This is a genomic window from Amycolatopsis rhabdoformis, from assembly GCF_035918295.1.
Taxonomy (GTDB): Bacteria; Actinomycetota; Actinomycetes; order Mycobacteriales; family Pseudonocardiaceae; genus Amycolatopsis; species Amycolatopsis rhabdoformis.
Genome location: NZ_CP142149.1, coordinates 5,156,690 through 5,182,771 on the forward strand (window position 1 = coordinate 5,156,690; position 26,082 = coordinate 5,182,771).

Annotated in this window: 21 protein-coding genes; 4 read left to right on the plus strand and 17 right to left on the minus strand. The window is 71.6% G+C overall.

Going from position 1 to position 26,082, the window contains the following annotated elements:
- Nucleotides 1–2: 2 nt before the first annotated feature.
- Nucleotides 3–890 (minus strand): sortase, encoded by an 888-nt coding sequence (locus VSH64_RS23540; RefSeq protein ID WP_326837815.1) that lies wholly within the window; start codon nt 888–890, stop codon nt 3–5.
- Nucleotides 884–1,093 (minus strand): hypothetical protein, encoded by a 210-nt coding sequence (locus VSH64_RS23545; protein WP_326837816.1) that lies wholly within the window; start codon nt 1,091–1,093, stop codon nt 884–886. Before VSH64_RS23545 ends, VSH64_RS23540 begins: the two co-directional genes overlap by 7 nt.
- A gap of 4 nt (nt 1,094–1,097) precedes the next feature.
- Here VSH64_RS23545 and VSH64_RS23550 point away from each other — a divergent pair, with 4 nt between their 5' ends.
- Entirely contained in the window at nt 1,098–1,613 is a 516-nt protein-coding gene (locus VSH64_RS23550; protein ID WP_326837817.1) for a hypothetical protein, read from the plus strand.
- Between the two features lie 478 nt (nt 1,614–2,091).
- Here the strand turns inward: VSH64_RS23550 and VSH64_RS23555 are convergent, their stop codons facing one another.
- The 9 genes from VSH64_RS23555 to VSH64_RS23595 form a co-directional block, all read right to left on the minus strand.
- Nucleotides 2,092–2,832 carry a hypothetical protein gene (locus tag VSH64_RS23555; protein WP_326837818.1) on the minus strand — a complete coding sequence of 247 codons (741 nt, stop codon included), beginning with the start codon at nt 2,830–2,832 and terminating at the stop codon, nt 2,092–2,094.
- Nucleotides 2,816–3,913: a WxL protein peptidoglycan domain-containing protein gene (locus tag VSH64_RS23560; RefSeq protein WP_326837819.1), complete on the minus strand. Its 1,098-nt coding sequence runs from the start codon at nt 3,911–3,913 to the stop codon at nt 2,816–2,818. The genes VSH64_RS23555 and VSH64_RS23560 overlap by 17 nt, the downstream gene beginning before the upstream one ends.
- 104 nt (nt 3,914–4,017) lie before the next feature.
- On the minus strand, nt 4,018–5,598 hold the full coding sequence (locus tag VSH64_RS23565; RefSeq protein WP_326837820.1) for an Ig-like domain repeat protein: 1,581 nt from the start codon (nt 5,596–5,598) through the stop codon (nt 4,018–4,020).
- Nucleotides 5,599–5,619: 21 nt separating this feature from the next.
- The gene (locus VSH64_RS23570; protein ID WP_326837821.1) at nt 5,620–6,606 is read right to left on the minus strand and encodes a hypothetical protein; all 987 of its coding nucleotides are present in this window, start codon (nt 6,604–6,606) and stop codon (nt 5,620–5,622) included.
- Nucleotides 6,607–6,757: 151 nt separating this feature from the next.
- A complete protein-coding gene (locus VSH64_RS23575) occupies nt 6,758–9,160 on the minus strand; it encodes a hypothetical protein (RefSeq protein ID WP_326837822.1) in 2,403 nt (800 codons plus the stop codon).
- Nucleotides 9,157–10,770 carry a phosphate ABC transporter substrate-binding protein PstS gene (gene pstS, locus VSH64_RS23580; RefSeq protein WP_326837823.1) on the minus strand — a complete coding sequence of 538 codons (1,614 nt, stop codon included), beginning with the start codon at nt 10,768–10,770 and terminating at the stop codon, nt 9,157–9,159. The genes VSH64_RS23575 and pstS overlap by 4 nt, the downstream gene beginning before the upstream one ends.
- Nucleotides 10,767–11,963 carry a phosphate ABC transporter permease PstA gene (gene pstA, locus VSH64_RS23585; RefSeq protein ID WP_326837824.1) on the minus strand — a complete coding sequence of 399 codons (1,197 nt, stop codon included), beginning with the start codon at nt 11,961–11,963 and terminating at the stop codon, nt 10,767–10,769. The genes pstS and pstA overlap by 4 nt, the downstream gene beginning before the upstream one ends.
- A complete protein-coding gene (pstC, locus tag VSH64_RS23590; RefSeq protein WP_326837825.1) occupies nt 11,960–12,961 on the minus strand; it encodes a phosphate ABC transporter permease subunit PstC in 1,002 nt (333 codons plus the stop codon). The genes pstA and pstC overlap by 4 nt, the downstream gene beginning before the upstream one ends.
- A gap of 72 nt (nt 12,962–13,033) precedes the next feature.
- A complete protein-coding gene (locus VSH64_RS23595; RefSeq protein WP_326837826.1) occupies nt 13,034–13,417 on the minus strand; it encodes a hypothetical protein in 384 nt (127 codons plus the stop codon).
- Nucleotides 13,418–13,928: 511 nt separating this feature from the next.
- Here VSH64_RS23595 and VSH64_RS23600 point away from each other — a divergent pair.
- Nucleotides 13,929–14,156 (plus strand): hypothetical protein, encoded by a 228-nt coding sequence (locus tag VSH64_RS23600; RefSeq protein ID WP_326837827.1) that lies wholly within the window; start codon nt 13,929–13,931, stop codon nt 14,154–14,156.
- A 240-nt stretch (nt 14,157–14,396) separates the two neighbouring features.
- Nucleotides 14,397–14,945 (plus strand): hypothetical protein, encoded by a 549-nt coding sequence (locus VSH64_RS23605; protein ID WP_326837828.1) that lies wholly within the window; start codon nt 14,397–14,399, stop codon nt 14,943–14,945.
- Between the two features lie 11 nt (nt 14,946–14,956).
- On the opposite strand, the gene VSH64_RS23610 is transcribed toward VSH64_RS23605, so the two are convergent.
- From VSH64_RS23610 to VSH64_RS23620, 3 genes are all read right to left on the minus strand, one after another.
- Nucleotides 14,957–15,445: a MarR family winged helix-turn-helix transcriptional regulator gene (locus VSH64_RS23610; RefSeq protein ID WP_326837829.1), complete on the minus strand. Its 489-nt coding sequence runs from the start codon at nt 15,443–15,445 to the stop codon at nt 14,957–14,959.
- A 73-nt stretch (nt 15,446–15,518) separates the two neighbouring features.
- On the minus strand, nt 15,519–17,222 hold the full coding sequence (locus VSH64_RS23615) for an APC family permease (protein ID WP_326837830.1): 1,704 nt from the start codon (nt 17,220–17,222) through the stop codon (nt 15,519–15,521).
- Between the two features lie 295 nt (nt 17,223–17,517).
- Nucleotides 17,518–21,087 carry an nSTAND1 domain-containing NTPase gene (locus VSH64_RS23620; protein WP_326837831.1) on the minus strand — a complete coding sequence of 1,190 codons (3,570 nt, stop codon included), beginning with the start codon at nt 21,085–21,087 and terminating at the stop codon, nt 17,518–17,520.
- A gap of 157 nt (nt 21,088–21,244) precedes the next feature.
- Here VSH64_RS23620 and VSH64_RS23625 point away from each other — a divergent pair, with 157 nt between their 5' ends.
- Nucleotides 21,245–22,246, plus strand: coding sequence for an ArsR/SmtB family transcription factor (locus tag VSH64_RS23625; protein WP_326837832.1), 1,002 nt, complete (start codon nt 21,245–21,247; stop codon nt 22,244–22,246).
- On the opposite strand, the gene VSH64_RS23630 is transcribed toward VSH64_RS23625, so the two are convergent.
- The 3 genes from VSH64_RS23630 to VSH64_RS23640 form a co-directional block, all read right to left on the minus strand.
- Nucleotides 22,233–23,807 carry a cytochrome c biogenesis protein CcdA gene (locus VSH64_RS23630; protein WP_326838015.1) on the minus strand — a complete coding sequence of 525 codons (1,575 nt, stop codon included), beginning with the start codon at nt 23,805–23,807 and terminating at the stop codon, nt 22,233–22,235. The two genes, VSH64_RS23625 and VSH64_RS23630, sit on opposite strands and share 14 nt — an antisense overlap.
- A gap of 81 nt (nt 23,808–23,888) precedes the next feature.
- Nucleotides 23,889–25,073 carry an LLM class flavin-dependent oxidoreductase gene (locus tag VSH64_RS23635; protein WP_326837833.1) on the minus strand — a complete coding sequence of 395 codons (1,185 nt, stop codon included), beginning with the start codon at nt 25,071–25,073 and terminating at the stop codon, nt 23,889–23,891.
- Between the two features lie 90 nt (nt 25,074–25,163).
- Entirely contained in the window at nt 25,164–26,072 is a 909-nt protein-coding gene (locus VSH64_RS23640; protein ID WP_326837834.1) for a MerR family transcriptional regulator, read from the minus strand.
- Nucleotides 26,073–26,082: the final 10 nt, after the last annotated feature.

A 26,082-nucleotide genomic window follows, 5' to 3' on the forward strand; every position in this document is an offset into this window, starting at 1 on the left:
CCTCACCACAGGTTCGGCAGCAGCGAAGCCGCCTGGTCGGCCACCGTGAGGCCGAGCGCGCCCAGCAGCGGCACCCCGATCACCCACGAATGCCACTTGCCGACGCGTTGATGGACGTACACGACTCCGGCCGCGCTCAGCACGAGCACCAGCCCCCACAGCACCAGCGGCACCATCGCCTCCGGATCCCCCGCCAGCGCCTGCTCCGACTCGCTCGTCGCCGACGCCGGCAGCACGCCCGCGGTCCCGACGGCCGGGGTGAGCAGCCGCGCGTCCACGCGCAGCACGTCGGACGGCAGGCCGGGCGGGCCGTCGGCGGTCACCAGCGTGAGCCGCCCCTGGCCCTGCGCGGGCGGGGCCGGCTGCGGGTCACCGCTGTGGCGCACGCCCTGCACCTCGAACTCGTGCTTGCCCTGCCCGGTGACCACGCTGATCAGGTCACCGCGCTTGAGCTTGCCGAGGTCGAGAAACGGGGCGCCGTAGCCCGCGCGCCGGCCGAGCACCACGCTCGTGCCCGCCTGCCCCGGCAGCACCGTGTCGCGGCGGTGCCCCGGCCCGGACTTCAGGACCTCCGACGTGGAGCCCTCGCCGACCACCTCGCGCACGCCGATCCGCGGCACCACGAGCACCGCCACCGGCGTGCCCGGCTCGAGCGGGTGCCCGTCCGGGTCGTAGGCGCCCGCCGGTGCGGTCGCGTTGGCGAGCTGGTCGCGAAACGCCGCGTAGGCCCGGTCCTGGTCGCGGTTGTGCGCGAGCTGGCCGATCACGGCGATCTGCAGGACCAGGCACAGCATCAGGCCGCCGATGATCGACAGCGCCTGCCCGGTCACCCACACCGCCGCGGGTTTCCCCGACGGCGGTGCGGCGGTGTCCGTCCCGGTGGTCACCATGTGCGGCGGGCGTCCGCCCTGCGCCGGCGCACCGCGATGAGCGCCACGACGCCCAGCCCGATCAGCACGGCCGCGGCGAGCACGAAGAAGCCGAGGTCGAACCCGGTGTAGGCGAGCGTGCGGCCGGGCACGGTGGTGCCGACGTTCTCCCCCGCGCCGCCACCCGTGCCGTTCGTGCCGGTGTCACTGGGCAGCACCGTCACCGAAGTGTCGCCGGTGGACGTGGTGCTCGACGACGTGTCGGTCGCCGAGGTCGTGGCCGTGTCCGAGACCGGGCCCGACGACGTGGTCGTGCTCGCCGGTGTGGTGGTGGTCGTGGTGCCCGTGCTCGTCGGCGTGGTGCTGGTCGTGCGCGGGGTGGTGGTGGTCGAGGTCGGAGTGGACGTCGACGTGCGGGTCGTGGTCGTCGTGCTCGTACCCGTGGTCGTCGGCGTGGTCGTACCGGTGGTCGTGGTCGTGCCCGACGTGGTCGTGGTCGACGTCGGTGTGCCCGTGGTGGTGGTCGTCGTCGACGTCGGAGTGTCCGAAGTGGACGTGGTACCCGTCGTCGTCGGTGTGGTCGGTGTGGTCGGCGTGGTGGTCGCGGTACCGGTCGACGTCGTGGTGGTCGTGGACGTGCCCGTGGTGGTCGAGGTCGACGTCGGCTGCGACGTGCTCACCGAGGTCGGCGTGGTGGTGGTCGTCGACGTCGCCGGCGGCCCGTTCGGGTCCGTGGACTGGTAGTGCGTGGCGTCGGTGAAATACATGTCCGCCGTGAACGTGCCGGTCTCGGTCTGCGAGAACGAGTCCATGCAGGACACCTGCACCACGTAGGTGCCGGGCACGACCTCGGTCTGGTTGTCCGTGGCGATGTCGGTCATGCCCTTGGTGAACTGCACCGGGAACGCCTGCGTGGTCGAGAAGTCGACATCCTGCAGGCCGAACGTCGCCACCAGGCCGGGCGCGAACCCGCCGGGCCCGAACACGTGCGCGATGTAGGAGTCGGAGTCCGGTGTGCAGCCCTGGGAGGTGCGCACTACCGGTGCTGTGTCCCCGGTGCCCGTGGGCGGTTCGAGGGTGAGGGTGCCGAGGCTGCCCGGCGGGGGCAGCGCGGCCGAGGCGGTGGAGGTCACCAGGGTGACCACGGTGATCGCCGCCGCGGCCGCCGAGGCACCCGCCACCACGAGCTGACGCTTGCGCATGAAAGCTTTCCTTCCGCTGTTCACTGGATTCCCCTGGCCCGTCTGCGGACCACCCACGCGGCGAGCGCCACCGTGGCCACCACCAGGCCGACCCCCGCCACGAGCGCGAACGCGCCGACCAATGTCGTCGGCGAATCGGCCTTCGCGGCCACGGCCTCCGCGGCCGGTGCGCTCGCCGGCGGCTCACCGCTGCTACCGGTTCCCGGCAGCGGCACGGGCGTCGAACCCGCACTGGTCCGGGGCGGCGCGGCCGGCGTGGACGGCTTCGCGGAGGACGGCGGTGGTGCCGAGGACGGGGTGTCCGGCGCGCGGTTCGGCCCCTTGGCCGCGCCGAGCGCCGCGTACTTCACCGGGCCGTCGAACTTCAGCTCCGCGGTGAACTCGCCCTTGCTCTGCTGGCTGAACGAGTCGATGCAGTAGAGCGTCACGTCGTAGGTGCCCGAGAGCGTGGTTCCGTTGTCCTCGGCGAAATCCTTGAGGGTCTGGGCCAGGAACACGTCGAAGCCGCTCGTGTGCGACAGGCCGACGTCGGTGTTCGCGACCACGACCTGCCCCGCGGCGGGCATGCCCTTGCCACGCAGGCTCGCGTAGTACGCGTCGGCCTCGGCCGGGCAGCCGGTGCTGGTGTGCATGCGGATCGAGGACGCGTCCTGGCCTTCGCCGGGGGTCACGACCAGGCCGCCGATCGGCGCCGCCTGCGCGGGTGCGGCCAGCAGGACCAGCCCGCCGGCCACGAGCAGGAGCTCAGTGCGCAGCCGCATGTTCGGCCACCTCCTCCGCCGGCGGGGCCTCGGTCGCGCCGGCGCGCCGGCGCCGGCGGCGGGTGAACACCACGGCGAGCACCCCGAGGATCAGCACGAGCAGGATCCCGAGGAACGCCCACGGCACGGCGCTCAGCGTGAGCGTCTCCTCCACCGGCTGCACCGGGTCGGTGAACCCGGCCACGGGGTGCGGGTCGACGTGCACGGTCGCGTCGAGCCAGCCCGCCGGCAGCAGGCCGGAGACCTTGGTGGTCACCTTGATCAGCCCGCCCGGCAACAGTTCCGGGATCGGCGGCAGCGCCGCGCTGTCCACAGTGGAGCCCCACGGCGTGCTCACGCCCAGGCGCTGAGTGCCCGAAAGGCGGGTGTTGCCGGTGTTGCGCACGACGTAGCTCACGGTCGCGTCGCCGCGGCCGAACGGCGTGGGGTCGTAGGTGCCGGTGAGGCCGGTGATCGCGAGCCGCGGCGTGAGCTGACCGGTCACGCGCAGGTAGATGCGCGCGCCGACGCGTTGCTCCACCGACACCCGCTGCCCGTTCGCGCCCGTCTGCTCGGTGGTCAGCGCGGCGACGATGCCCGCCGCGTGGTCACCGGGGGTCGCGTTCGCGGGGATCGTGAGCGAGAACGGCACGATCGAAACCGACCGCGGCTTCAGGGAAACGGTGGTCTGCGCGGGTTTCGTCCACGCCCCGACGTCCACCGACTTCTTGCCGGAAGCCAGCAGGTCGAAGCCGCCCTCGGGGGTGTTGAAGGCGTCGCTCGCGTAGATCTTCAGCGTGACCGGGGTGGTGCCGACGTTGGACACGGCCACGTAGTCCTTCACCACGGCGCCGGGCGTGGCGCCGTAGCCGAAACTCGGCCGGTTGTCGGGCGCCTTCGCGGTGGCGGGGCGGACGCCGAACGTCACGCGCCGATCGCCCGCGGGCGGCTGGGCGGGTGGGGCGGCCTGCTCGAAAGCGGCCTGCCGCACGGAAAACTGTCCGGAGAGGGACGGGTGCGCCGCGGCGGCGGAGCCGGGCGAGGCGGTGGCTGCGGGCGCGATACCCAGCAGGAGCGCGGCGGCCAGTGCCACGAGGCGCATCGGCGTTTCCCTTCAACGGAGGCGAACCGGGAGAAAGCGGGAGACAGGAACTGGGGCCGGGTCTCCGGCGGGCGGCCGGCACCACGCCGCCGGAGACCCGGTGATCAGATCGCGGTCAGCGTGAGCACCGCGGTGTAGGTGCCGGCGACGGTCGACGTCGGCACGTTCAGCGAAAGCCCGGCGCCGAGGTGCGCCGTGCCGTTGCCACCGTTGGAAGCTGCGGTGGCGAGGGTGCGGGCACCGGCCAGGCCGAGGCCCGCCGGGGCGGTCGCGCCCGGCTCCACCGCGGCGGCCGAGCCGACGGCCGGACCGGCGGTGATGTTCTGCGCGGCCACCTTGTCGACGAGGACCGGGGTCCAGCCGAGGTTGGCGGCGTTGATCGCGTGCGAAGCACCGTCACCGAAGTCGGTCGCCTGGCCGGAGACGTTCCAGCCCGGGTTCCCGGCGCGGGTGTCGGTGACCGTGACCGGGTTCAGCTGGCCCGAGGTCTGCAGCATCGAGGCGTCGGGCAGCATCGTCGGCGACGGCAGCGTCACGTTCTCGTTGTCGACGCTGATCAGCAGCTCACCGGCGTTCACGGTCGTGGTGATGTTCTCCGAGGTGGCCACGCCCGCGAAGGCGGTCACCGAAAGCGGCACGCCGGCCGACTCCGAAGCCACGAACGCGGCCGGGTTGGCCGGCACGAACTTGGCGGTGAAGGTGTGGTCGCCCACGCCCAGCGTCGACGTGGTCAGCGAAGCGGTGCCACCCGACAGCGCGACCGGGTTGCCCAGGTTCGCACCACCGTCGGTGAACTGGATCGAGCCGGCCGCCCCCGCGGGGTTGACCGACGCGTTCAGCGTCACCGTGCTGAACTGCTGGGCCGTGCCGCTCGGCGTGACCGAGAGCGCGGTCGTGGTCGGGGTCGCGACCGGAGCGTTGACCTGGAAGGCCACCGCGGCCGACGTCGAGCCGCCGACGTTCTGCGAAGCACCGGTGAAGACCGCGGTCAGCGAGTGGCTGCCGGCGGTGAGCGCCGAGGTGGTGAGGGCGGCGGTGCCACCCGCCACGGCGACCGGGTTGCCCAGGTTGGCCGCGCCGTCCTTGAACTGCACGGTGCCGCCGGCCGAGGCCGGGGTGACCGTGGCGGTCAGGGTGACGGGGCTGCCCTGGGTGGCCGGCGAGGCCGGCGAGACCGCGAGCGAGGTGCTGGTCGAGACCGGCGCGCTCGGGTCGGTGCTCTGGTAGTGCGTGGCGTCGGTGAAGTAGATCGCCTGCGTGAAGGTGCCCTGCACCTCCTGCGAGAACGAGTCGATGCAGCTCGCGACCAGGTCGTAGCGACCCGGCTGCACCGTGGTGCTGTTGTCCAGCGCGATGTCCTTCATGGACAGACCGAGCTGCACGGGGAAGCCGTCGGTGTGCGACAGGCCGACGTCGGTCGTCGTGGTGGCGATGAGACCGTTCTGGAAGCCGCCCGGGCCGAACACGTACAGGTAGTACGCGTCAGCGGTGTCGGGGCAGCCGGCCGACGTGGTGGCGATGCCGGCGGTGATGTCGAGGCCCGTGGCCGGGCTCAGGGACAGGGTGCCGAGGGTGCCCGCCGGGACGTCGGCGGACGCCGTCGAGAGCGAGCCCATCGCCGCCAGCGCGGCGGTGACGATGACACCGCCCACGGCGAAGCGGCGCAGCAGGGACTTGGTGCTCATGGCAGAGGTGCCTTTCTCCGGTCAGGGCGTGACGATGCTGGTGTCGCCGCAGTTCGCGGCCTCGCCGAAGCCGTACTTCGTGATCACGTCCGTGGCGGAGCAGATCGCGGAGCCGGTGCCGACGAACGTGCCGGCGTACGGGGCGTTGCCCAGCTGGCCGGTCGGGACGACGTTGTAGACGTCACGCTTGAACGACGAAGCCGTGTTCAGCGCGGTCGGCGAGATGCCGTTGAGGGTGGCCAGCACGACCTTGCCCTGCACGGCCGGGACCACGCCGTTGATCTGGCTCTGGTACTGGGCGATCGAGTACGGAGCGACGTTGGCCGGGTCCGTGAGGAACGTGCCGGTGTTCTCCTCGATCGGCGCGCCCGTGGTGTCGGTGTCGTGCACGCACGGGAACGTGGTGGTGTAGTTCGCGGCGTTCGTGAGGCCCAGCGAGGACAGGAAGAACGCGCGCGTGCCCGAGCCGAACTTCGGCAGCAGCGGCTTGTACGTGGTGCCCACACCCGGAGCGGTGCAGTTGTAGACGCTCTTGAGCTGCGCGGTGGTCAGCTTCTTCGAGATCGAGCTGTCCGAACGCACGCCGTAGGTCACGGCGTCGACCGCGAACGGGATGTAGGTGAGGTTCTTGCCGGCGTAGGTCGCCGAGTTGTTGGCCGAGGACCGCGCGAACTGCACGCAGTTGGTGCCGTTGTCCTGCGACGCGACGAGGGCGTTGACACCCTCACCCGAGTTCGCCGGGCGCGGCATGGTGCAGTTCGGCGTGGTCGCCGCGTCCTTGGTGGTGATGTTGGCCGAGCCCACCGCGTCGTAGGAGGCGATGATCTTGGTGCCGCCGACGGTGACCGCGTCGGAGAGGCCGTTCATCACGCCCTGCGTGGTGTCGGAACCGACACCCGCGAGCTGGCGGAAGGTGGGGGCGCCGCTCGGGTCGGCCTGGGCCACCCCGCTCAGGCCGAGCACCAGGGCCGCCGCGGCGACCGTGACCAGGGTTCTTCTCTTGCTCACTTCAGGTATCCTTTGCTCAGCAGGTTTGCCCGGACTCGTCGTCCGAGCTCGCCGGCGTCAGTGCTTTCGCGCGACGTGACGCCGGTCTTGCCGGTTGCACCCGGCTCGTCGGCTCAGGAGTTGCCGCTCCTGACCCGGCGGGCCGCGGACATCACCTCCCCATCCGCTTGCTCAGGCGCGTGAGCGCCGGCCCGGAGCCGGCGGCGACCGCACCCGCCGCGAGCAGGATCACCAGCAGGTAGCGCACGAAGCCGACGGGCGAGCCCGGGGTCGGCCGTGTCTGCGCCACGTTCTGCTGGTTGGCCGTGGAGGTCGGGGGCGCCTTCACCGCGAGCGGTGCCCCGCCGGGGACGGAGGGCGGGGGGCCGGCGGCGGTGTCGGGCGCGCCGCCGGTGTCGCCCGAGTCGCCGGTGCCGCCAGTGCCGCCGGACGCGGAGTTCTGGTCACCGCCGAAGCCGCCGCCGCTGCCGGACGTCTGCTCACCGGGCGGCGGGGGCGGTGCGGAGGTCTGGCCCGAGTCGGCGGCGATCTTGTCCGCCGCCGTCACGGTCTGCGCGCGCAGCGCCTGCGGCAGCGGCACGTAACCGGCCGGCAGCGTGCCCGCCTCGATGCCCGGCGTCTGGCCGTTGCCCACCGCGTACTTGAGGAACGCGGAGTACTCGCCGCCGGCCTGTTTGTCCAAAGCGGACGGTGCCGTCGCGGCGTAGGCGAGGTTGGTGAGCGGGTACGCGTCGGCGGCGGGAGTCGTCGGGTCGAGGTGCAGCACGTCGGGCACGGGGCCGGGTTTCGCGGCGGCCACGGCGGCGAGCATCGACGCGTCGGTGGGCGCCACGAACGCACCCGAGGAGTTGCGCAGCTTGGCCGTGGGCAGGCCGTAGCGCGCGGCCGTCGGGGTGTCGACCACGGCGAGCAGGCTGCGCTGGCCCTGCGGCTCGCGGTCCACGGCCTTCAGCTCGGGCGCTCCCGTCGGCGTCGCGAAACCGGTGGGCGCCTTGCCGAGCGTGTCGCCGCGGCTGATCGCGCGGCCGGCCTCGTGCATGTCGTTGGCGAGCGGGCGCAGGTCGAGCGCGCAGCTGGCCAGCAGGCCCGTGCCGGCGCACGTGAGGTCCGAACGCGGGAAGTTCGACACCGGCAGGTTGGTGCCGCGGAAAGCCTGGTTGACCTTCATCCCGTCCGGGTCGGGCACACCGTTCACGAAGTCCGACGCGTCCTTGTCGGCCTTGATCCAGTTCCACAGCATCGTGGTGGCGTCCATGTCCACAGTGGGCACCAGAGCGTCCACCGCCGACATCAGCCGGCCCGAGTCCTTGAAGTCGGGGTTGAGCCGGAGGAACTCGGGATCGAGTGTGAGCGAGTCGGGGTTGCCCTTGAGGTAGTCCTGGCGCGTGGGCAACGACAGCACGTACGACTGGGTGAGCAGCTTCGCCACGAGCCGCGGGTTGAGGTTCATCTCGGTGATCTGCTCGCCGTCGCGCTGCCAGACCTCCGGTGGCGCCACGCCTTCACCGGCCGACTGCCGTTCGGTGATGAACGCGATGCTCAGCCCCGACAGCGCGATCGGCGCGTACACCAAGGGTTTCGTGACTTGGTCCTGCGGCACGGGATCGGTCATGAAGGCCAGGCCCGGATTGTCCGACACCACGGTCTGGCGGGCGACGCCGTCGGGCACCTGGGTGAAGCCGTACACGGTGCCGCCGCCCGAACACAGCGTCGGCTGCCAGCGCAGCACGGCTTCGGAGAGGAACTCGTCCCCCGACGTCGGGCGTTCGGCCGCGCCGAGCGGGCACGACGCACCCACCGGCTGGAACTTCAGCGGCACGGAGAGGTGGTTGTTCCAGTTGGTCTGGCTCAACGGCGAGGAGTCCAGCTGCGGCCGGTTGGAGCCGACGCCGACCTGCTTGCCGTCGACCTCGGTGTTCCCGCGCGGCACGATCACCAGCCAGCACTGGCGCGGGGCGCCGTTCACCACGGTGCCGCAGCCGAGGCCGTCGGACTCCAGCGCGGTCTGCACCTCGAAGTCCACCTCGCCGCCGCCGTCGAGCCGGGTCTTGGCGAGCGGGACCTCGTTGGTGGTGCCGGCGGTGAAGAACTCGCCGGTCGAGGTCGTCGTGACACCGGAGACCGAGGTGAACGGCACCACCGCCTGCTTGCCCGCCTCGGGCTTGAGCGTCTCCAGCGGGTCGGCCAGGGTGCCGTAGCTGACCTGGCGCAGCCGCGTCCACGCGCCGGCGACCGGCGAGCCCTGCGCGGCGAGGCCTCCGTACTGGCACTGCTCGCGCGTCGGGCCGGCCGGGTCGTCGCCCCAGCACTGCATCAGCTGCAGGTAGTTCGTGGCGAAGTTGCCCGACGGCCCGGTCGGCCGGCCGCCGGTCCAGGTCACCTGCACGGTCTGGTTGATGAGGTCGGTGGTCTGGCTGACCGTGACCTTCAGCGAGGAGAACGCGCCGGTGCCCGACACCGTCACGGCCGAACCGGTGTCGGCCTGGCTCGGCGCGGCCACGAGCACCGCGGCCAGCAGGAGCAGGGCCGCGAGCCCGAGTCTGACGTACTTCACCGCCGGTCACCGTCCTTCGTGAGCCGCCGCGCGAGGAACGGCGGGCCGATCACGAGCCCGAGCAGCAGCGCCACGGCCACGGCCGTGAGCAGCGCAGCGGTGGCGTCGTCGCGCTGGGCGAGCGAGACCGGCACCGACGAACCGCCGTCGGCGAGGTTCTGCGTGCCGACGGGCAAGCCCGTGTCCGGGTCGATCGCACCGCCGCCGGGGCCGTTGGTCGTGCCCGGTGCGCCGGGTGTGGAACTCGTGTTGCCCGGACCGCCGGCTGTGCCGCCGGGGCCGTTGGCCGCGTTGGTGCCGCCCGGTCCGCCACTCGCGTTCGACCGGCCGCCCGGGCCGCCGTTGTTCGGTGTGGAGGACTTCGCGCCACCGGTGCCGGTGGTGCACTGCACCACGCCGATCTTGTCGCACGGCGAGGGCTGCGGCGCGTTCTTGGCGAGGGTGTTGGTGCCGTCCGGCGAGAACGTCGGGTTGTTGCACTTCGAGATGTCCGTGGGCTTCTTGGTCGAGCCCGGGATGCGGGCCACCTGGTTGAGCCCGGCCTGCACGAGGTTGATCGGCAGCGGCGAGTAGCCCAGCTGGTCGGCCTGTTGCTGGCCTTCGCACAGGAAGTAGTAGGCGAAGTCCGAGAGCGTCCGTCCTTTTTCGACGGTGAACGGCGCGGTCGGGGTGGTCGGCAGGATCATGTAGCTGTAGCTGGACAACGGGTACGTGCGGGGGTCGGGGTTCGTGTAGACCTGCCCGAGCTCCTGCGTGAGGTCCGGCTTGATCTGGGCCGAGAGCAGCGCGACGGCGACGCTCGGCGCCTTCGGCTCGATGTAGTAGCCGGCCTGGTTGAGCACCTTGGCGATCGGGAAGCCGGCGTTGCGGGCGTAGGAGTACTCGACGTAGGTGATGGCGCCTTCACTCTGGTCCTGACGCACGAAGTTGGTCACGCCGAGCGAGCCCGACTGCCCGATCATCGGCGGCACGAGCGGGTAGTTCGAGGTGAACCCGCACGGCGTGGCCCGGCCGGCCCTTTTGCAGAAGGCGTCCCACAGCGAGCCGTACTGGCGGGCCATGTAGGTGGTGAACTGCGCGCTGGTGCCCGAACCGTCGGAGCGCACCACCGGGATGATCTTGCGCGCCGGCAGGGTCAGGCCGGGGTTGTCACTCTTGATCTGCGGGTCGGCCCAGCTGGTGATGGCGCCGGTGAAGATCCCGGTGAGCGTCTTGCCCGACAGCCGCAGGTTCGTCACGCGGGTGTTGCCGATGTGCAGGTTGTACATGAACGCGGTGCCGCCGGCCACGATCGGCATGTAGGCGAAGCCGCGGTTGGTCGGCGCCACGTCGGTCACGCCGGCGTCGGTGAGACCGAACGGGATCTCCGACACCGCGAAGTCGACCTGGCCGGCCTTGAACTGGTTGCGGCCGTCGGTCGAGCCGGTGGCGGCGAAGCTGATCCGCATGCCGTACTGGCCCACGTTCTTGCGCCACTGGTCGAGCGCGTTGGAGCTCCACGTGGACCCCGCGCCGCTGATGGGCACGTAACCCTGCGCGAACGCGGTGCCCTGGCCGAGCAGCACCAGTGCCAGCACGAGCGCGACCCAACGGAAGATCCGGCCCTTCACTGTTCCCCCTGCATTCTCTGGATGAACCGCTCCCGGTCGGCGGCCGAAGCGCGTTCCCGGCGCCGGCGTGCCCCGCGGGTCAGCTCACCCGCCGGCCGGCCGCCGGCGATCCGGGCGATCACGAACAGCACGAGCACCAGCAGCATCAACACGGCGGCGGCGCCGAACCCGCGGGCCTTCATCGCTTCCTCGGGTGAGGTGACCAGCGAGAAGGTGGCCAGGGGCAGGGAGATCTGCGGCCCCGCGAACGGGTCGGCGTTGAGGTAGGCGGTGAACCCGGCGGTGATCAGCACCGGGGACGTCTCGCCGATGCCGCGCGCGGTGCCGAGCAGGATCGCCGTGGTGAGGCCCGAGCGAGCGGTCGGCAGCACCACGTGCCACACGGTGCGCAGCTGCCCCGCGCCGAGCGCCAGCGATGCCTCCCGCAGCGAGCCCGGCACGAGCCGGATCACCACATCGGAGGCCCGGATCACGATCGGCAGCATCATCACGCTGATCGCGCAGCCCGCGGCGAGGCCCGATTTCTCCAGGCCCAGCGCGAGGATCAGCGCGGCGTAGACGAAGAGCCCGGCCACGATGGAGGGCAGCGCGGTCATCGCGTCCACGATCGTGCGCACCAGCCGCGAGAAGAAGCCGCGGGTCTCGTTGAGGAACACCGCGCAGGTGAGTCCCAAGGGGACGGTGAGCACGAGCGCGATGGCGATCTGCTCCAGCGTGCCCACCGCGGCGTGGATGATCCCGCCCTGGGTCAGCGGGTCGAGCGGGCCGGCGTTCGCCATGTCGTCGGTGAAGAAGTTCCAGTGGCTCAACGCGTCGATGCCGCGCACGAGCGGGTAGCCGACGATGGTGATCAGCGCCAGCAACGCGAACGCGGCGAGGCTGTGCACGATCGCCGACACCAGGCGGTCGCGGACCACCAATGAGTTGTCCGTGAGCGACACCAGCAGCGCGTAGAGGCCGAGGAACAGCACCCACGCGATGGCGAGGAAGCCGATCGCGCCGCCGAACGGTGCCAGCTGCGCGAACACGATCGCGGTCAGCGCCACGGCCGCGACCAGCGCGCCCACCGCGTTCACCGTGTCGGCACGCCGGCCCGGCCGGGTCACGCGGCGGCGTTCGGGCTCCTCGGGCACCGCGTCGAACTCGGGCAGCTCGGGGATTTCCGGGGTTTCCCGCGTGTCGAGGGCGGTCATGCCTCACTTCCCTGTCCGGAGCGGCTGCGCGCGATGATGGCCGACGCGCCGAAGTTGACGACGAGTGTGAGGGCGAACAGCGCGAGCCCGGCCGCCATCAGCGCGGAGAGCCCGAACGGGCTGGCCGCGCCCCACTGCTGCGCGATGAGCGCCGACACGGAGTTCGCGCCGCTCTGCAGCACGTGGGGCTGGATGGTGAACACCGGCGCGATGATCATGTACACCGCGATCGTCTCGCCGAGCGCGCGGCCGAGGCCCAGCATCGTGCCGCCGATCATGCCGCCGCGGCCGTAGGGCAGCACCACGCTGCGGATCATGCCCCAGCGGGTGGCGCCCAGCGCGTAGGCGCCCTCGCGTTCCCCGGGCGGGGCCTGGGAAAACGACTCGCGCATCACCGAACAGGTGATGGGCATGACCATCATCCCCACGACCAGGCCGGCGAAGAACGTCGAGCTGGCGAACACGGTCTGGCTGCTCAGCGGATCGTTCGCGTCGTAACCGTCCACTGTGAACAGCGGGAACCAGCCGAGGTGCACCGACAGCCAGCGCGGCACGTCGAGCAGGTTCCACTGCAGGAACACCGCCCCGAAGAGGCCGTAGACCACACTCGGCACGGCGGCCATGAGGTCCACCAGGCTGATCAGCACCCGCTTCGGCCGCGGCGGCGCGTATTCCGAGATGTACAGCGCGACGCCGAGGGCCAGCGGGAACGCCACGCACAGCGCGGTTCCCGCGATCAGCAGCGTGCCCACGAGCACCGCGGCGATGCCGAAGTTGCCGGAATCGGGCTGCCAGGCCTGCGTGGTGAGAAAGGACAGTCCGGCGTGGCCGAGGGCCTGGCTGCCGTTCTTCAGCAGGAAACCGCCGACCACCACCATGATCGTGAGCACCAGCAGCCCGGCGCCCAGCAACGCGAGCCGGAAGAACCGGTCGGCGCCGCCCGGTCTCCCGGTTCTTCGGCGCGCCTGCGGTTCGGCGTCCGCGAGCACAGCAGTCATGTCCCCTCCTCTCCGATTGTTCAGGGCGCAGCTTTACCCGGACAGCTGTCCTTCCCCGGGCGGAAACATTAACTACGGACGAACACGCGTTCGGTTGATCTCACCGCTGGATTCGGCGAGGTGATGAAAAGAACTACCCGAATTGACCGCGTGCAGCCGACGCCGGTACTTGCGGCTCGACACCCCCACCGACTCCCCGCCCAGGCGCAGCTGCCAGAGCCACATCCCCTGCTCATCGCGCACCGTCAGCACTTGCGCGGCCTTGAGGCCCGCCTTGAGGCGCTCCACCGCGAGGGCACACGAATCACCGTCGGGGAAGCAATTAACCGACTGCGCGATACTCCGGTTGTTGGCCGAGAGAAATCGCCACATCACAGCCCACCCCGAATCGGAATGCGCTCGCCCATTCAGTCCAGCAACCGAGATGGACACCATCTCGAACCGAGGCTCGGCCATCGTGTTCCTTTTGATTCAGCGGTCCCCGACCGACGCGCTCAGGCTCACCCACCGCGGTATACACCAGCCGAACAACGGGCAGCGCGCACGTGCTCCAACCGTTCACAGGGGATTAAACGCGCACTCTGGTCGCGCGCCGCGGAACCGGCGATCCGGGTGCTGGGCCGAAAGGCCGATTCGCGGCCCGACCTGGGCGAGGTCCAGGATGGCGGCTACCGTCAAGCGCCAGGGCCCTGGCGGACATTAACCGGCTCGAGCCCGCTCGGCGGCGCATGCGATTACCACTTCCGGCGGCTCAGGCGCCAGGGGCGGGTTGCGGAAGTGGCCGAAGGTGCCCCGCCCAACTGCCCGGAGAAGTACTGCCGAGGACGAGGCTTTCGCCCACAGGGCACCACTTCTTCCCGCTTTACCCCACCGTGACCAAAGCACCGGACCGGGACCGAAGCCGTGTCAAGATCACTGCGGAGTCGCTCGAAGACAACTGCGAACAATCGCAGAAGGGGAGAGAACCGTGAAGCTCAGCAACAAGATCGTCGCCACCGGGCTGATCGCCGGCGCACTGGTCCTCGGCGGGAGCACGATCGCCTCGGCCCAGACGGTGATCGCCAGCTACGACAACGAACCCGCTTGCCGCGTCGGGCTGGTGCTGTACGCGGTCGGCCACCAGGGCGCGTCGCTCGACTGCCAGAAGATCACCATCAGCGGCAACGAGACGCGCTATTGGCTCGTGCAGAACTGATCACACGGTTCCGGGAAGTGCGCTGCCGACCTGGGCGGCGCACTTTCCCCCGGGCACCACGCGGCCGAGTAGCCGGTCCGCCCACAGTGGACAGTTGGGCTGACCCGAAGAAATGCCGTCGCGAAACATTTCCACAAGGTGTTACCGCCCGCTGACACCGAGCCGCGGAAACCCGGAATCAAGGGGAAGTGGATCTACTCTCTGGTCGTTCGCACTCCGCACGTCCACAGGAGACCCACGATGACCCAGCAGGCCGCCGAACCCGTTGCCCTCGCAGCGAATCCGGGCATTCCCACCCGATCGCTGGTCCACCTTACCGTCGCCTTACGGATCTTCGTCGGCCTCGACTGGTTCAGCAACGTGATCGCCAAGATCGTCGGTCAGAACCACTTCGACTGGGGGTTCTTCGATTTCAACCTGGTCAACCAGGACACCGCCCACCGCATTCTGCAGCAGGCTGTGGCCAGCACGCACATCGCGCCGCTGCACTGGTTCTACGGCAGCGTCGTCCTGCCGAACTTCGGCTTCTTCCAAGGATTCCTGCTCCTGGCCGAACTCGGCGTGGCCATCGGTCTCACGTTCGGCCTCCTCACGCGCGTCGCGGCGATCGGCGGGCTGCTGCTGCTCGGGCCGATCTGGCTGATGCTGCTGCACACCAACCAGTACCTGTGGACCTACCCGCTCGACCTGTTCCCCTTGCTACTGTTGGCGATCGTGCCCGCAGGACGAGTCGCCGGGCTCGACGGGAAGATCATCCGCCGGCTCGGCAAGAGCGTCTGGCCGCTCTGAGCCGCAACGGGTCAGCCCCAGCCGCCCTCCGGCCCGCCGACCACCGCCGGCTCGCCGCTCGCCTCGGCGAACGCCGCGAGTGCCTCCACCAGAGCGCGCCGCCGGTCTTCGGGCATCTTCGCCACGATCTTCGCGATCTCCCGGCGCCGCCGCGAGGTGACCTGGCGGACGGTGCGGGCGCCGTCGTCGGTCAGCTCCAGCACCACTTCCCGGCGGGACACCGGGCTGTGCCGGCGCTGCACGAGGGCGGCGGCCACCAGGCGGTCGACCATGCGGCTGGCCGTGGACGGGGTCACGCCCAGGTGCTCGGCGAGCGTGGCGTGCTTGAGCGGCCCGCGGGTGTGCAGCACCACGAGCAACCGGAACTGCGGCAGTGTCAACCGGTCGCCGGCGGCGGCGACCGAGCGGACGGACACGGCCACCAGCACCCGCGAAGCCGTGAGCACGGCGTCGGTGAGGGCGTCGACGTCGCCGGGGCCGGTCGCGGGGGTCGGGCTCATGGCGTCCAGTCTGCCGCAAAAGTGACCAAAAGGGACGCGGCACCCCGGCGGACCAGGGTGCCGCGTCACGGAATCAGGCGACGGCCTCGGTCTCGTCGTCGCGGTGCTCGGCGAGAATCTGCTCCACCCGCTCCCGCGGCAACGCGCTGCGCAGCGCCAGCGCCATCACGATCGCCGTGAGCACGACCGACGCGACGGCCCCGAGCTCGAAATTCAGCACCCCGAGGTTGCCCGCGTGCTTGCCCTGCTCCGGGAAGTCACCGAGGTAGCTGATGATCGCCAGCCCGGCGAACCACACCAGCACCCACCAGCCGTGGCGGAAGTCCAGGCGCGCCGTGCGGCCCTTGGCGAGCGTCTGGTGCACCGCGAGCAGCACGTAGCCGAACGCGATCACCACGAACAGCTTCCAGTTCGTGTCCCAGCCCGTCCAGTAGATGATCAGGTTGGTGGAGAACAGCGCCAGGAACGCCACCACCCACGCCGACGAGCGGCCCAGGCGGAACGGGCGCACCTGGTTCGGCAGCTGCCGCCGCATCGCGAGCAGCACCAGCGGCCCGGAGCCGAACGAGAGCACCGTGCTGTTGGTCACGAACTCCACCAGCTGGCTCCAGCCGGGGAACGGCAGGAAGAAGAAGCAGCCGACGAGGAACGCGAGGATCAGGCTCACCCACGGCACACCGTTGTTGTTCACCTTCGACAGGCCCTCGGGCGCGTTGCGGTTGCGGCCCATGGCATACGAGATGCGCGCGGTGACGCCGGTGTAGATCAGGCCGGTGTCGCCCGGCGAGATGATCGCGTCGGCGTAGAGCAGGCCGGCGAGCCAGCCGAGGCCGAGGATGCCGGCGATCGCGGCGAGCGGGCCGAAGGTGGCGAGCACGTCGCCGCCGGCCGAGAAGTTCGCGCCGACATTCGCCCAGCCCTGCTTGCCCACCGCGTCGGACGGCACGGCGCCGATGAACGCGATCTGCAGCAGCACGTACAGGATCCCGGTGAGCACCACCGAACCGATCAGGGTGAGCGGCACGTTGCGCTTCGGGTTCGACGTCTCGCCCGCCAGCTCCACACCCTGGCGGAAGCCGAAGAACGAGAACGCGATCCCGGCGCTCGCCACGGCCGAGAAGATGCCGTGCGCACCGTAGGGCGCGAAGCCGCCGTAATCGGTGAAGTGGCTGCCGTCGAACGAGGTGAACAGGAACACCACGATCACCAGCGCGATGATCGCGAGCTTCCACCACACCAGCACGTTGTTGATCCGCGCGAACCAGCGCACGCCGAAGAAGTTCACCAGCACGAACAACGCGAGCAGCGCGATGCAGATGCCGGTGCCCGCCGGGGTGAGCACGGGGTTCTTGTCCGCGTCGAGCGTTTCCAGCCAGGGCAGGTAGTTCGTGGCGTACTGCGCCACCGCGAGCACCTCGATCGGCGACACGGCGGCCGCGGCGATCCAGGTGACCCAGCCCATCGAGAAGCTGGCGAAGGAACCGAACGAGTAGTGCGGGAACCGCGCCACCCCACCCGAGTGCGGGAACATCGTGCCGAGCTCGGCGTAGGTCATCCCGATGAGGACGAACATCACCGCACCGATCCCCCACGACACGATCGCGGCCGGCCCGGCGAGCTCCGCGGCGTTCAACGCGCCGAACAACCACCCGGATCCGATCACCGACCCGACGGCGGTGAACAGCAATCCGATCGGCCCGAAGTGTTTCTTCAGCCGCTTGTCGTCACCAGCCGCACCTGCCTGTTCCGGCGGAGCGGTTCCGGCGTCCACACCCATGTGGCCTCCTCTGGCCGAGTCTTGTCCGACGGCCAGCTACCCCGGCGGGTGAGGCGGGAAACACGCGGATGCAAGATCGTTACCTGGTGCAACAGTTGGCCTGGGCACAAATCCGGCAGGAGGGCTTTTCAAGGAGGGTCGAAAAGCTTGTCCGGACCTCCCCCGGGCCCGAGGATGAGTGCCGTGGCGACCGCCCCGCCCCGTGACCAGCTCGACCAGGGCCCTCGACGAGAGGCCCGTCCGATGCCGGGGGTACGCCGCACCGTGGTGGGGGACGGTGCGGCGTCGGAGGAGGTCAGCAGAGGGGGCGCGGGGCGGCGCCGGCGGCGTAGCGCGACCACTCGTCGGCGCTGAGCGCGGGCACGGACGAGGCGCAGATCGTGCGCGCGGAAGCCGCGGCGTCGGTGAGCCAGAAGCGCACGGCGTGGTCGGTGCCGGCCGTGGCGAGGCGGGCACCGTCGGGGCTGAAGGCGACGGAGCCGACCACGTCCGTGTGCCCGGTGAGGTTCGCGAGCGCCACCGGTGCGTGCGGGTCGGTGACGTCCCACAGCCGGGCCGTGTGGTCGTCGGCGGAGCTGGCGAGCAGCCGGCCGTCGGGGCTGAAGGCCACGGACTGCACGGCGTCGCCGTGGGCGGTGAGCTCGGCCCACTGCGTCGGCGGGCTCGTGGTGAAGTCCCACACGCGCACGGTGTGGTCGTCGCCGCCGGTGGCGAGCAGGCGGCCGTCGGGTGAGAAGGCGACGGTGTTCACGGAGTTGGGCAGCCACGGCAATTTCCCGGCCGCCGTGGCGTGGCGCGGGTCGCGCACGTGCCAGAACCTCGCCGTGTAGTCGTCGCCCGAACTGGCGAGCGTGGCGCCGTCGGGGCTGAAGGCCAGGCCCCAGATCGTGTTGTCGTGCCCGCGCAGTTCGTCGAGCAGCGCCGGGGTCCTGCCGACGATCCACAGCCGCACCACGCGCCCGTCCCCGCCCGTGGCGAGCACGCGCCCGGTCGGGTCGAAGGCCACCGCGCCGAGCTGGCCGTCTCCGGTCGGGAACCGCGCGAGCGCGGCCGCTTCACCGCCGGTGAGCGACCACAGGTGCACCACACCGTCTTCACCACCGGCGGCGAGCACCGCGCCGTCGGGCGAGAACACCACCGTGCGGATCGCCGCGCCGCCGGTGACCAGGTTCGTGACGCGGCCGCCGAGCCGCAACTGCACCGTGCCGTCGTCTTCGCCGAGCGCGTAACCGTCGCCGCGGGGCCGGTAAACCACGGAGTTCACGCCGGCCGCCACCGTGACGACCGGCGGCGGCAGGTGCCAGAGCCACAGGTGCCCGACGTCGTCGCCGGTCACGAGCAAGCCGCCGTGCGCGGCGAACGCGGCGCCGCGGACCGGCGCGGGCTGGTTGAGCACGGTGAGCGAGGTGCCCTCGGCGACGTTCCACAGCTGCGCGGTCTGGTCGTCGCCGGTCGCGGCGAGGGTGCGGCCGTCGGGACTGAACGCGAGGTCGTGCACGGCGCGCGTGTCGGAGGTCAGCAACGCCGTGCGCACGCCGGTGACCGACCACAGCGCGAGCGAATGGTCGTCGCTGCCGACCGCGATCACGCCCGGTGCGGCGGCGACCGAACGCACGGCCGCCTTCGTGGTGCCGAGCACGGTGCCCGGCCGGCCGGGCGACCACAGGCGCGCGGTGAAGTCCTCGCTGCCGCTCACGAGCACGCGCGAGCCGGGCACGAACGCGAGCGACACGACGGCGCCGGTGTGGCCGGTGAGCGTGGCCGTCGGCGCGACCGGGTTCGCCGTGTCCCACAAGGAAATCGTGCCGTCGGGGTGGCCGAGCGCGAGCTGCGCGGCGTCGGAGCTGAGGGCGGCCGCGGTGACCGGGCCCGCGGCGAACGTGGCCACCGGCGCCGCCCACGCGCCGTCGCGCCACACCCGCGTCGGACCGGTTTTTCCGGTGGTCACGAGGATTCCACCGGCTTCGGCGAACGTCGGCTCGTCGCCTTCCCCGGCGATGGTGGCGGCCGGCACGAGCGACGCGCCGCCGGTGACCGTCCACAAGCGAGTGGACCCGTCGTCGCCGGTGGTCACCACGGTGTCGCCTCCGCCGATTGCGGCGATCCGCCGGATCGGGGACGGGTGCCCGTCGAGCTCACGGACCTGGGTGTCGCCGGAGGAGTCGAGCAGGCTGCCTCGCGCCTCGGGGGTGTCGGCGACGCGGTAGGCGGCGAGGCTCAGCCTGGTGGCCAGCGACGGATCGGTGAGGCGCAGCTCATTCGACTCGCTCGCCAGCGCCCGCGACACCGCCTCGTCGCGGGCCTTGCTCGCGGCCACGCTCTGCGTCACGGCCACGGCCGTGGCCGCCACCGCGAGCACCGTCATCACGGCGAGCCCCACGGCCAGGCGACGCAGCCTTCGCGCGCGGCGGCGCGCTTCGAAGCGCGCGGAATGTTCGAGGGCCCGCGCGGCGGCGAGGAACTCCCGTTCGGCGGACCCGAGCCGGTCGCGGTGCGCGGTGGCCCAGTCCTCGGCCAGGTCGAGCCGCGGGCCGCGGTAGAGCAGGTCGCGGTCGCGGCCGCCGCGCTCCCACTGCTGCGCGGCGTCGCGCAACCGTTGCTGCAGCTGCAATCCCGCGCGGTCCGAGTCGATCCAGCCGCGCAGCCGCGGCCACGCGCGCAGCAGGGCTTCGTGGGCGATCGTGACCGTGCCCTTGTCCACGGTGAGCAGCCGGGCGGTCGCCAGCGCGTCCACGGCCAGCTCGGTCCCGGCCGGGTCCGGCAGCTGGCGGCGCAACGTCGAGCGCTCGATGCGCCGCCGCGCGTCCGGCTCGTGGTCGCCGATGCGCACGAGGTGCACGAGCAGCGCGCGGGCGGCGCCGCGGGCGCGCTGGGGCAGAGCCGCGTGCACGCGCTCGGCGGTGGCGGCCACGGCGTCGCCGATGCCGCCGGTGCGCCGGTAGCCCGCGACGGTGAGCGTGGTGCCCTCGCGTTCCTCCCAGGTCGCCAGCAGCGCGTGGGACAGCAGCGGCAATGCGTCGGGCTCGGCTTCGGCCAGCAGCAGGTCGGCGAGGCCGGGTTCGAGGGTCAGCCCCGCGTGCTCGGCCGGCGCGGTGATCGCCTCGCGCAGCTGCTCGGGCGACATCGGGCCGACCGTGAGCTGGTTGGCGCGCAAGGCGTCCACCAGCTCGGGGTACACGAGACAACGGTCGTAGAAATCGGCGCGCAGCGCGAGCACCACGAGCGCGCGGCCCGTGGCGGCGGCTCCGGCGAGCACCCGCACGAAGGCGGTGCGCGTGGCTTCGGTGACGCTGTGGGTGAAGAGCTCTTCGAACTGGTCGACCACGAGCACGATCCGCTCGGCCGCGGTGTCGGGCACGAGCGCCGCGCGGCGGGCCAGCTCGGCACCCGGGTCGTCGGTGGGCGTGAGTGTGAGCACGGGCCAGCTCGCCGAACCCGGCACGCGGCCGCGCGCGAGCGCCGGCAGCAGCCCGGCGTGGAGCAGCGACGATTTGCCGGCGCCCGAGGGGCCCACGAGGACCACCGGTTTGCCGGCGGCCCGGCGGGTGGTCTCGAGGGCCTCGTCGATCAGGTCGCCGCGGCCGAAGAACCACGCGCTGTCCTCACCGGAGAACGCCGCCAGCCCGCGGTAGGGCGACACGTCCGCCCGCGGCCGCGCCAGCTCGGCGGTCAGCACGCGCACCAGGTGACCACCGGCGTCCAGCGCCGTGTCGAGACGGCGCGCGAGGTCCGTCGACGCGGGCTTCGTGCCCGTTTCGATCTTCGACAGGTAGCCCTTGCTGTAGTGCGTGAGCGACGCCAGCGCGGCGAGCGTGAGCGCCCGTTCACCCCGGATCCGGCGGAGCTCCCGCCCGAACTGCGTCACGCCGTCTCCCCTGGTCAGGACCGGTTTCCCGCCGGGCACCGCCCAAGAGGCAACCCGCTACTCCTCGCGCGCGGCGGCCCCCCGCTGTCAAGATCGCGAACGGCCGACGGCACAGGCTAGCGGAGCCGGCACCCCCGGCGGCAGGCACAGGAGAGAGATGGCGCTGAAGATCCACTTCACCGCGGCCGACCTCGCGCGCGTGACGGTGGCCGCCGAGCCGGACCCGCTCTGGGAGGTGCTGCTCGGCGTCCACGCGATCCAGGTGCGCGACCCGGGACCGGTGCTGTCACGGTGGCGCACCCGCACCGGCCGGCCGCAGTCGGCGCGCCACCTCGCGCACATCGCCCCCGCGCGCGGTTACTCGCCGGATTTCCTCACCCCGGCCGAGAGCGCCCACGGCCTGCCGGCTGGTCTCGAGGCCGTGCGCGCCACTCCGCGCGCCCGGCTGAAATCCGAAGTCGCGCTGCTGGCCGGCGGCCGGCCGCTCGCGCCGTGGACGGCCGAGGTCGCGTCCGGCCGGCTGCTGCGGGAGCTCACCTCGACGCTGGCGGCGTTCCACCGGGAGACGGTCGCCCCGCACGCCGAGCTCCTGGCCGAAGCCGTGCAGGACGACCGCCGCCACCGCGCCCGCGTGCTCCTGGACTCCGGTGTCGAAGGCCTGCTCACCGGCCTGCACCCGCTGCTCACACGCTCCGGCGACACCCTGGTCCTCCACGGCACCCACGTGACCGGCGACCTGCACCTCGACGGCCGCGGCGTGCGCCTCGTGCCGTCCTTCTTCTGCCACGGCGCGCCCACCGTGCTCGCCGACCCCACGCTGCCGCCGGTCATCGTGTACCCGATGGCCCTCGACCCGGCCAGGTACGGCTTCGGCAGCACCCCGGCCGCCGATCCGTCCGCCGCCCTGGCCACCCTCCTGGGCAAGACGCGCGCCCACCTCCTCACCGCCGCCGCCGGCGGGCGCACCACCACGGAACTGAGCCGCCGCGTCGGCGTCTCCCCCGCGTCGGCGAGCTACCACGCCTCCATCCTGCGCTCGGCGGGCCTGCTGACCAGCCACCGCGAGGGCACGATGGTGCGCCACTGCCTCACGGACCTGGGCGCGGGACTGCTCCGCCGAGGTGGGGCCGAGCGTGCGGACGAGATCAGCCGAAGGTGAACGAGTACGCCTGAAGCCCCGGGCTCAGCTTCAACGTCACCGTGCCCTGTTGCGGCGTTGTGGTCTGGACCACTGGGTAGATGTCCGGGCTGCCGGACACCGGGATCGTCTTCGTGACCCCGCCGACGGTCGCCGTGACGGTGCCGGTGCCGCCGACGTCGAGGTAGACCGTGGAGGCGTCGTAGCCGAGGGTGAGGGACGCGTCGGTGCCGGCGGTGAGGTATTCCGGGGTGGTGGTCCACTGGCCGCCGAGGTTGATCGGGGCGCCGCCGTCGCCGCTGCGTTCGGAGCCGAGGTAGGTCTCCGGGCTCTGCTCGGGGTTGGTGGGTGTGGTGTCGGCGACGTCGGTGCGGGGCGGCAACGTCTGCGCCGGATCGGCGGTGGTCAGCAGATCGCGGATGAGCGACTCGGTGCCGTCGTAGTCGCCTTCGCCGATGGAGACGTGGCGGACCTGGCCGGTGGCGTCGGCGAGGTATTCGGCGGGCCAGGACTGGTTGTCGAACGCCTTCCAGGTGGCGTAGTCGTTGTCGATCGCGACGGGGTAGGTCAGGTGCTGGCGCGCGGCGCCGGCCGCGACGTTGGCGGGCACGTGCTCGAAGGCGTACTCCGGCGTGTGGATGCCGACGATCTCCAGGCCCGCGTCGTGATAGCGCTGGTACCACGCCTCGACGTGCGGGATGGCGCGCTGGCAGTTGATGCAGGAGTAGGCCCAGAAGTCGTAGAGCACGACTTTCCCTTGCAGCGCCGCGGGTTTGCCGCCCGGGGTGTTCAGCCACTGGTTGATGCCCACCAGCTGCGGCGCGGCCCCGCAGCTCTGCAGCTCGTCGGACGGCTGGCAGGCCTGCAGGTCACCGCCGCCGACCTGGTTGGTGCCGAGGGCGGAGTTCAGCCCGGCGGTGTAGTCGGGGATGGCGCGCTGCAACGCGTCGGTGACGTTGAACGTGAGCGCCACGGCCAGCCCGATCACCACGACGCCGGCCGCGATCCGCACCTGCCGCTGGCGGTCGCGGAACGCCTTCACCCGCTCGGCGACCCGGTTGCCGGCCAGGGCGAAGAACAGCAGCGGAATCGCGGTGCCGAGGGCGAACGCGATGGTGAGCGCGACCGTCGACGCGCCGATCGAGTGCGTCGCGCCGGCCACCGTGATGGCCGCCAGCACCGGCCCGGCACACGGCACGTACACGGTGCCGAGCGCGAGCCCGAGCACGAACGCACCGCGGTCGCCGGGCACGGATTTGCGGCCCAGCCGGACAAACGGGCGTTCGAGGAGGTCTTGCACCCGCGGGAACATCATCGCGATGCCGAGCACCACCAGCACCACGAGCCCGGCCCAGCGCAGCACGTCGCCGGGCAGGTGCAGCGCGGCGAGCACGAGCGTGCCGAGCAGCGTGACGAGGCTGAAGCTCAGCGCCAGCCCGGCGACGATGAGGAACGGCCGCCGCCGGGTGGGAGCCGCGGCCTGGCCGGCGCTCGCCCCACCCGTCATGAACAGCACCGGCAGAACCGGGAGAACACAGGGCGAAATGCCGGTGATCAGCCCGCCCACCAAGCCGATCAGCACCAACGTGATCAGGGTGACCTCCTCTGTCTTCGCACAGAGTAGGTCGCGGACCGGCCACCGCGGCCGGTCCCGCGTGGACGGTCAGGGATTCGTAACACTCTTGCGCAGCCCGGCTTCCTCCAGCAGCGGCACGATCTGCGTGCCGAAGAAGTCGAGTTCGGGCTGGTAGTCGTAGAACGTGAGCTGAACGCCGTCGATGCCCGTTTCGTGCAGCCGGCGCAGCTTGTCCGCGACCTCCTCGGGCGAGCCGACGATGTGCAGGTGCCCGCCGACCGCCCGGCCGCGCGCCGAGTGTTCGAGCCACGACTGGCTGTCGCCCGCGGTGTGGCGGTCGGTGAACGCACCGATCGCACCGAGGTCGGCGTGGTCCATGATCGCCTGGTAGCGCGCGTGAGCCTCGGCGCTCGTGGGCGCGGACACCACCGTCGGGTTGATCACCACCCGCACTTCACGGCCCTGATCGCGCGCGGCCTGCTTCACCTTCTCGACGTGCGCCGGCAGCGCCTCGAGCGCGCGGTCGATGTTCTCGCCCGCGGGGCTGGAGATGAACACGAGGTCGGAATTGCGCCCGGCGAACGCGAAGCCCGCCGGAGAACCGCTGGCGGACACCAGGATCGGCCGGCCGTACTTCGGCAGCGGCGACGCGTAGGCCTCCTGCAGCGAGTAGTGCTCGCCCTCGAACGTGAGGTTGTCCTCGCCCGCCCACAGGTCCTTGCACACGGCCACGAACTCGTCGGCCATCGCGTAGCGCTTGTCGTGCTCGGGCTTGAGCTGGCCGAACATCGCGGGTTCGGCGTCGGCGTAGCCGGTCACGATGTTCGCGCCGAAGCGTCCGCCGGAGATGTGGTCGGCGGTCGCGAGGAACTTGGCCAGGTGCAACGGATGCCACGGCCCGTACAGCACGTGCACCGTGCCCAGCAACAGGATCGACTCGGTCGCCGACGCCAGCGCGATCGCCGACACGAACGGGTCCAGGAAGTTCTCCCGGTAGTGCGTCTCGCCGCCGAACCCGCCCTTGGGCAGCCACTGCGACAGCCCGAACGCGATGTCGAACCCGAACTTCTCCGCCTGCTGCGTCAGCGCCCGGTTGTAGGCGAACGTCCAGTCCGTGCCCCGTGGCAGCGTCGACTGCGACCAGCCGCCGGTCTGCAACGGCAGGAACACGCCCAGCATCAACGGCTGCCGCAGCACCCGGCTCAGCGGGCTGTCCGGGAAGTCCTGCGGCTGCGCCGGCTCCACGAGCCCGGCCCGATCACGTACGGACATGCGTCTCTCCTCGCCCTCATCCGCCGCGACCATAAGTTGGACGTCTGACGTCTGGCGAGTGCGTCCAAGATCTGGGAAGCGCGGGGTTCGCTAGCCGGCTGCGGTGTTCAGGGCGTCGAGCAGCCAGGTGTGCGTGACGCCCATCGGGGCGGCCTCGCCGGTGATCTCGCCGGCCAAAGCCCAGTAGCGCCGCACTTTCGGCGTGCGGTCGGGCGCTGTGCGGTGGTTGAGGGCACGGCGGAACGCCGGGGTGTCGGAGGTGCGCAGGGCGCTCGCGTGGGCGGCGACGAAGCGGTCGAGCGCCGGGCCCGGGGCCGCGCGCGTGCCGGACGTCACGTCGGCGAAGGCGAGCGCGCAGGCTTCGGCGACTTCGGCGTGCAGGGCGGCCAGGTCGGTGATCCGGTCGTGGTTCACCAGCGTGCTCTCGCGCAGCGCGCCGACGAACGCCCGATCCGACGCGAGCAGCACCAGCGACGCATACGCGACAACCTGGGCCGGCGTAGGCACTTCCGGGGGCGGCGGCGCGGAGAGCGCGAGGAACATCCGCGCCGAGTCGGCGGGCACGGGCCCGGTGGTCATCGGCCGCCACAGCCGGGTGAGGACCTCGTGGGCCGCGTAGCCGTCTTCGACCGCGGCCAGCAGTTCGAGCCGCGCGGGCCGCTCCCCTGGCTGCGCGTCCTCCACCGCACGCAGCACCGACCGCCGCCACGCAAGCGTCGCCACCTCGCGGTCGAGAGCCGCGCGCTCGGCGGCCACGGCGTCGGCGAGCGTGCGGCGCCCGGCCAGTACGTCGGTGATCAGGCCCAGCCCCAGGCCGAGCGCGCGCATCCGCCGCACGAGCGTGAGCCGCTCCACCGCGCCCGCGTCGAACCGCCGGTGCCCGCCGGCGCTGCGGGCCGGTTCGAGCACGCCCTCGTCGCAGTAGAACCGGATCGTGCGCACGGACACGCCGGTGCGCCGTGCCAAGTCGCCGATCCCCAGTGTGACCCCGGTCTCCATCGGTAGAACC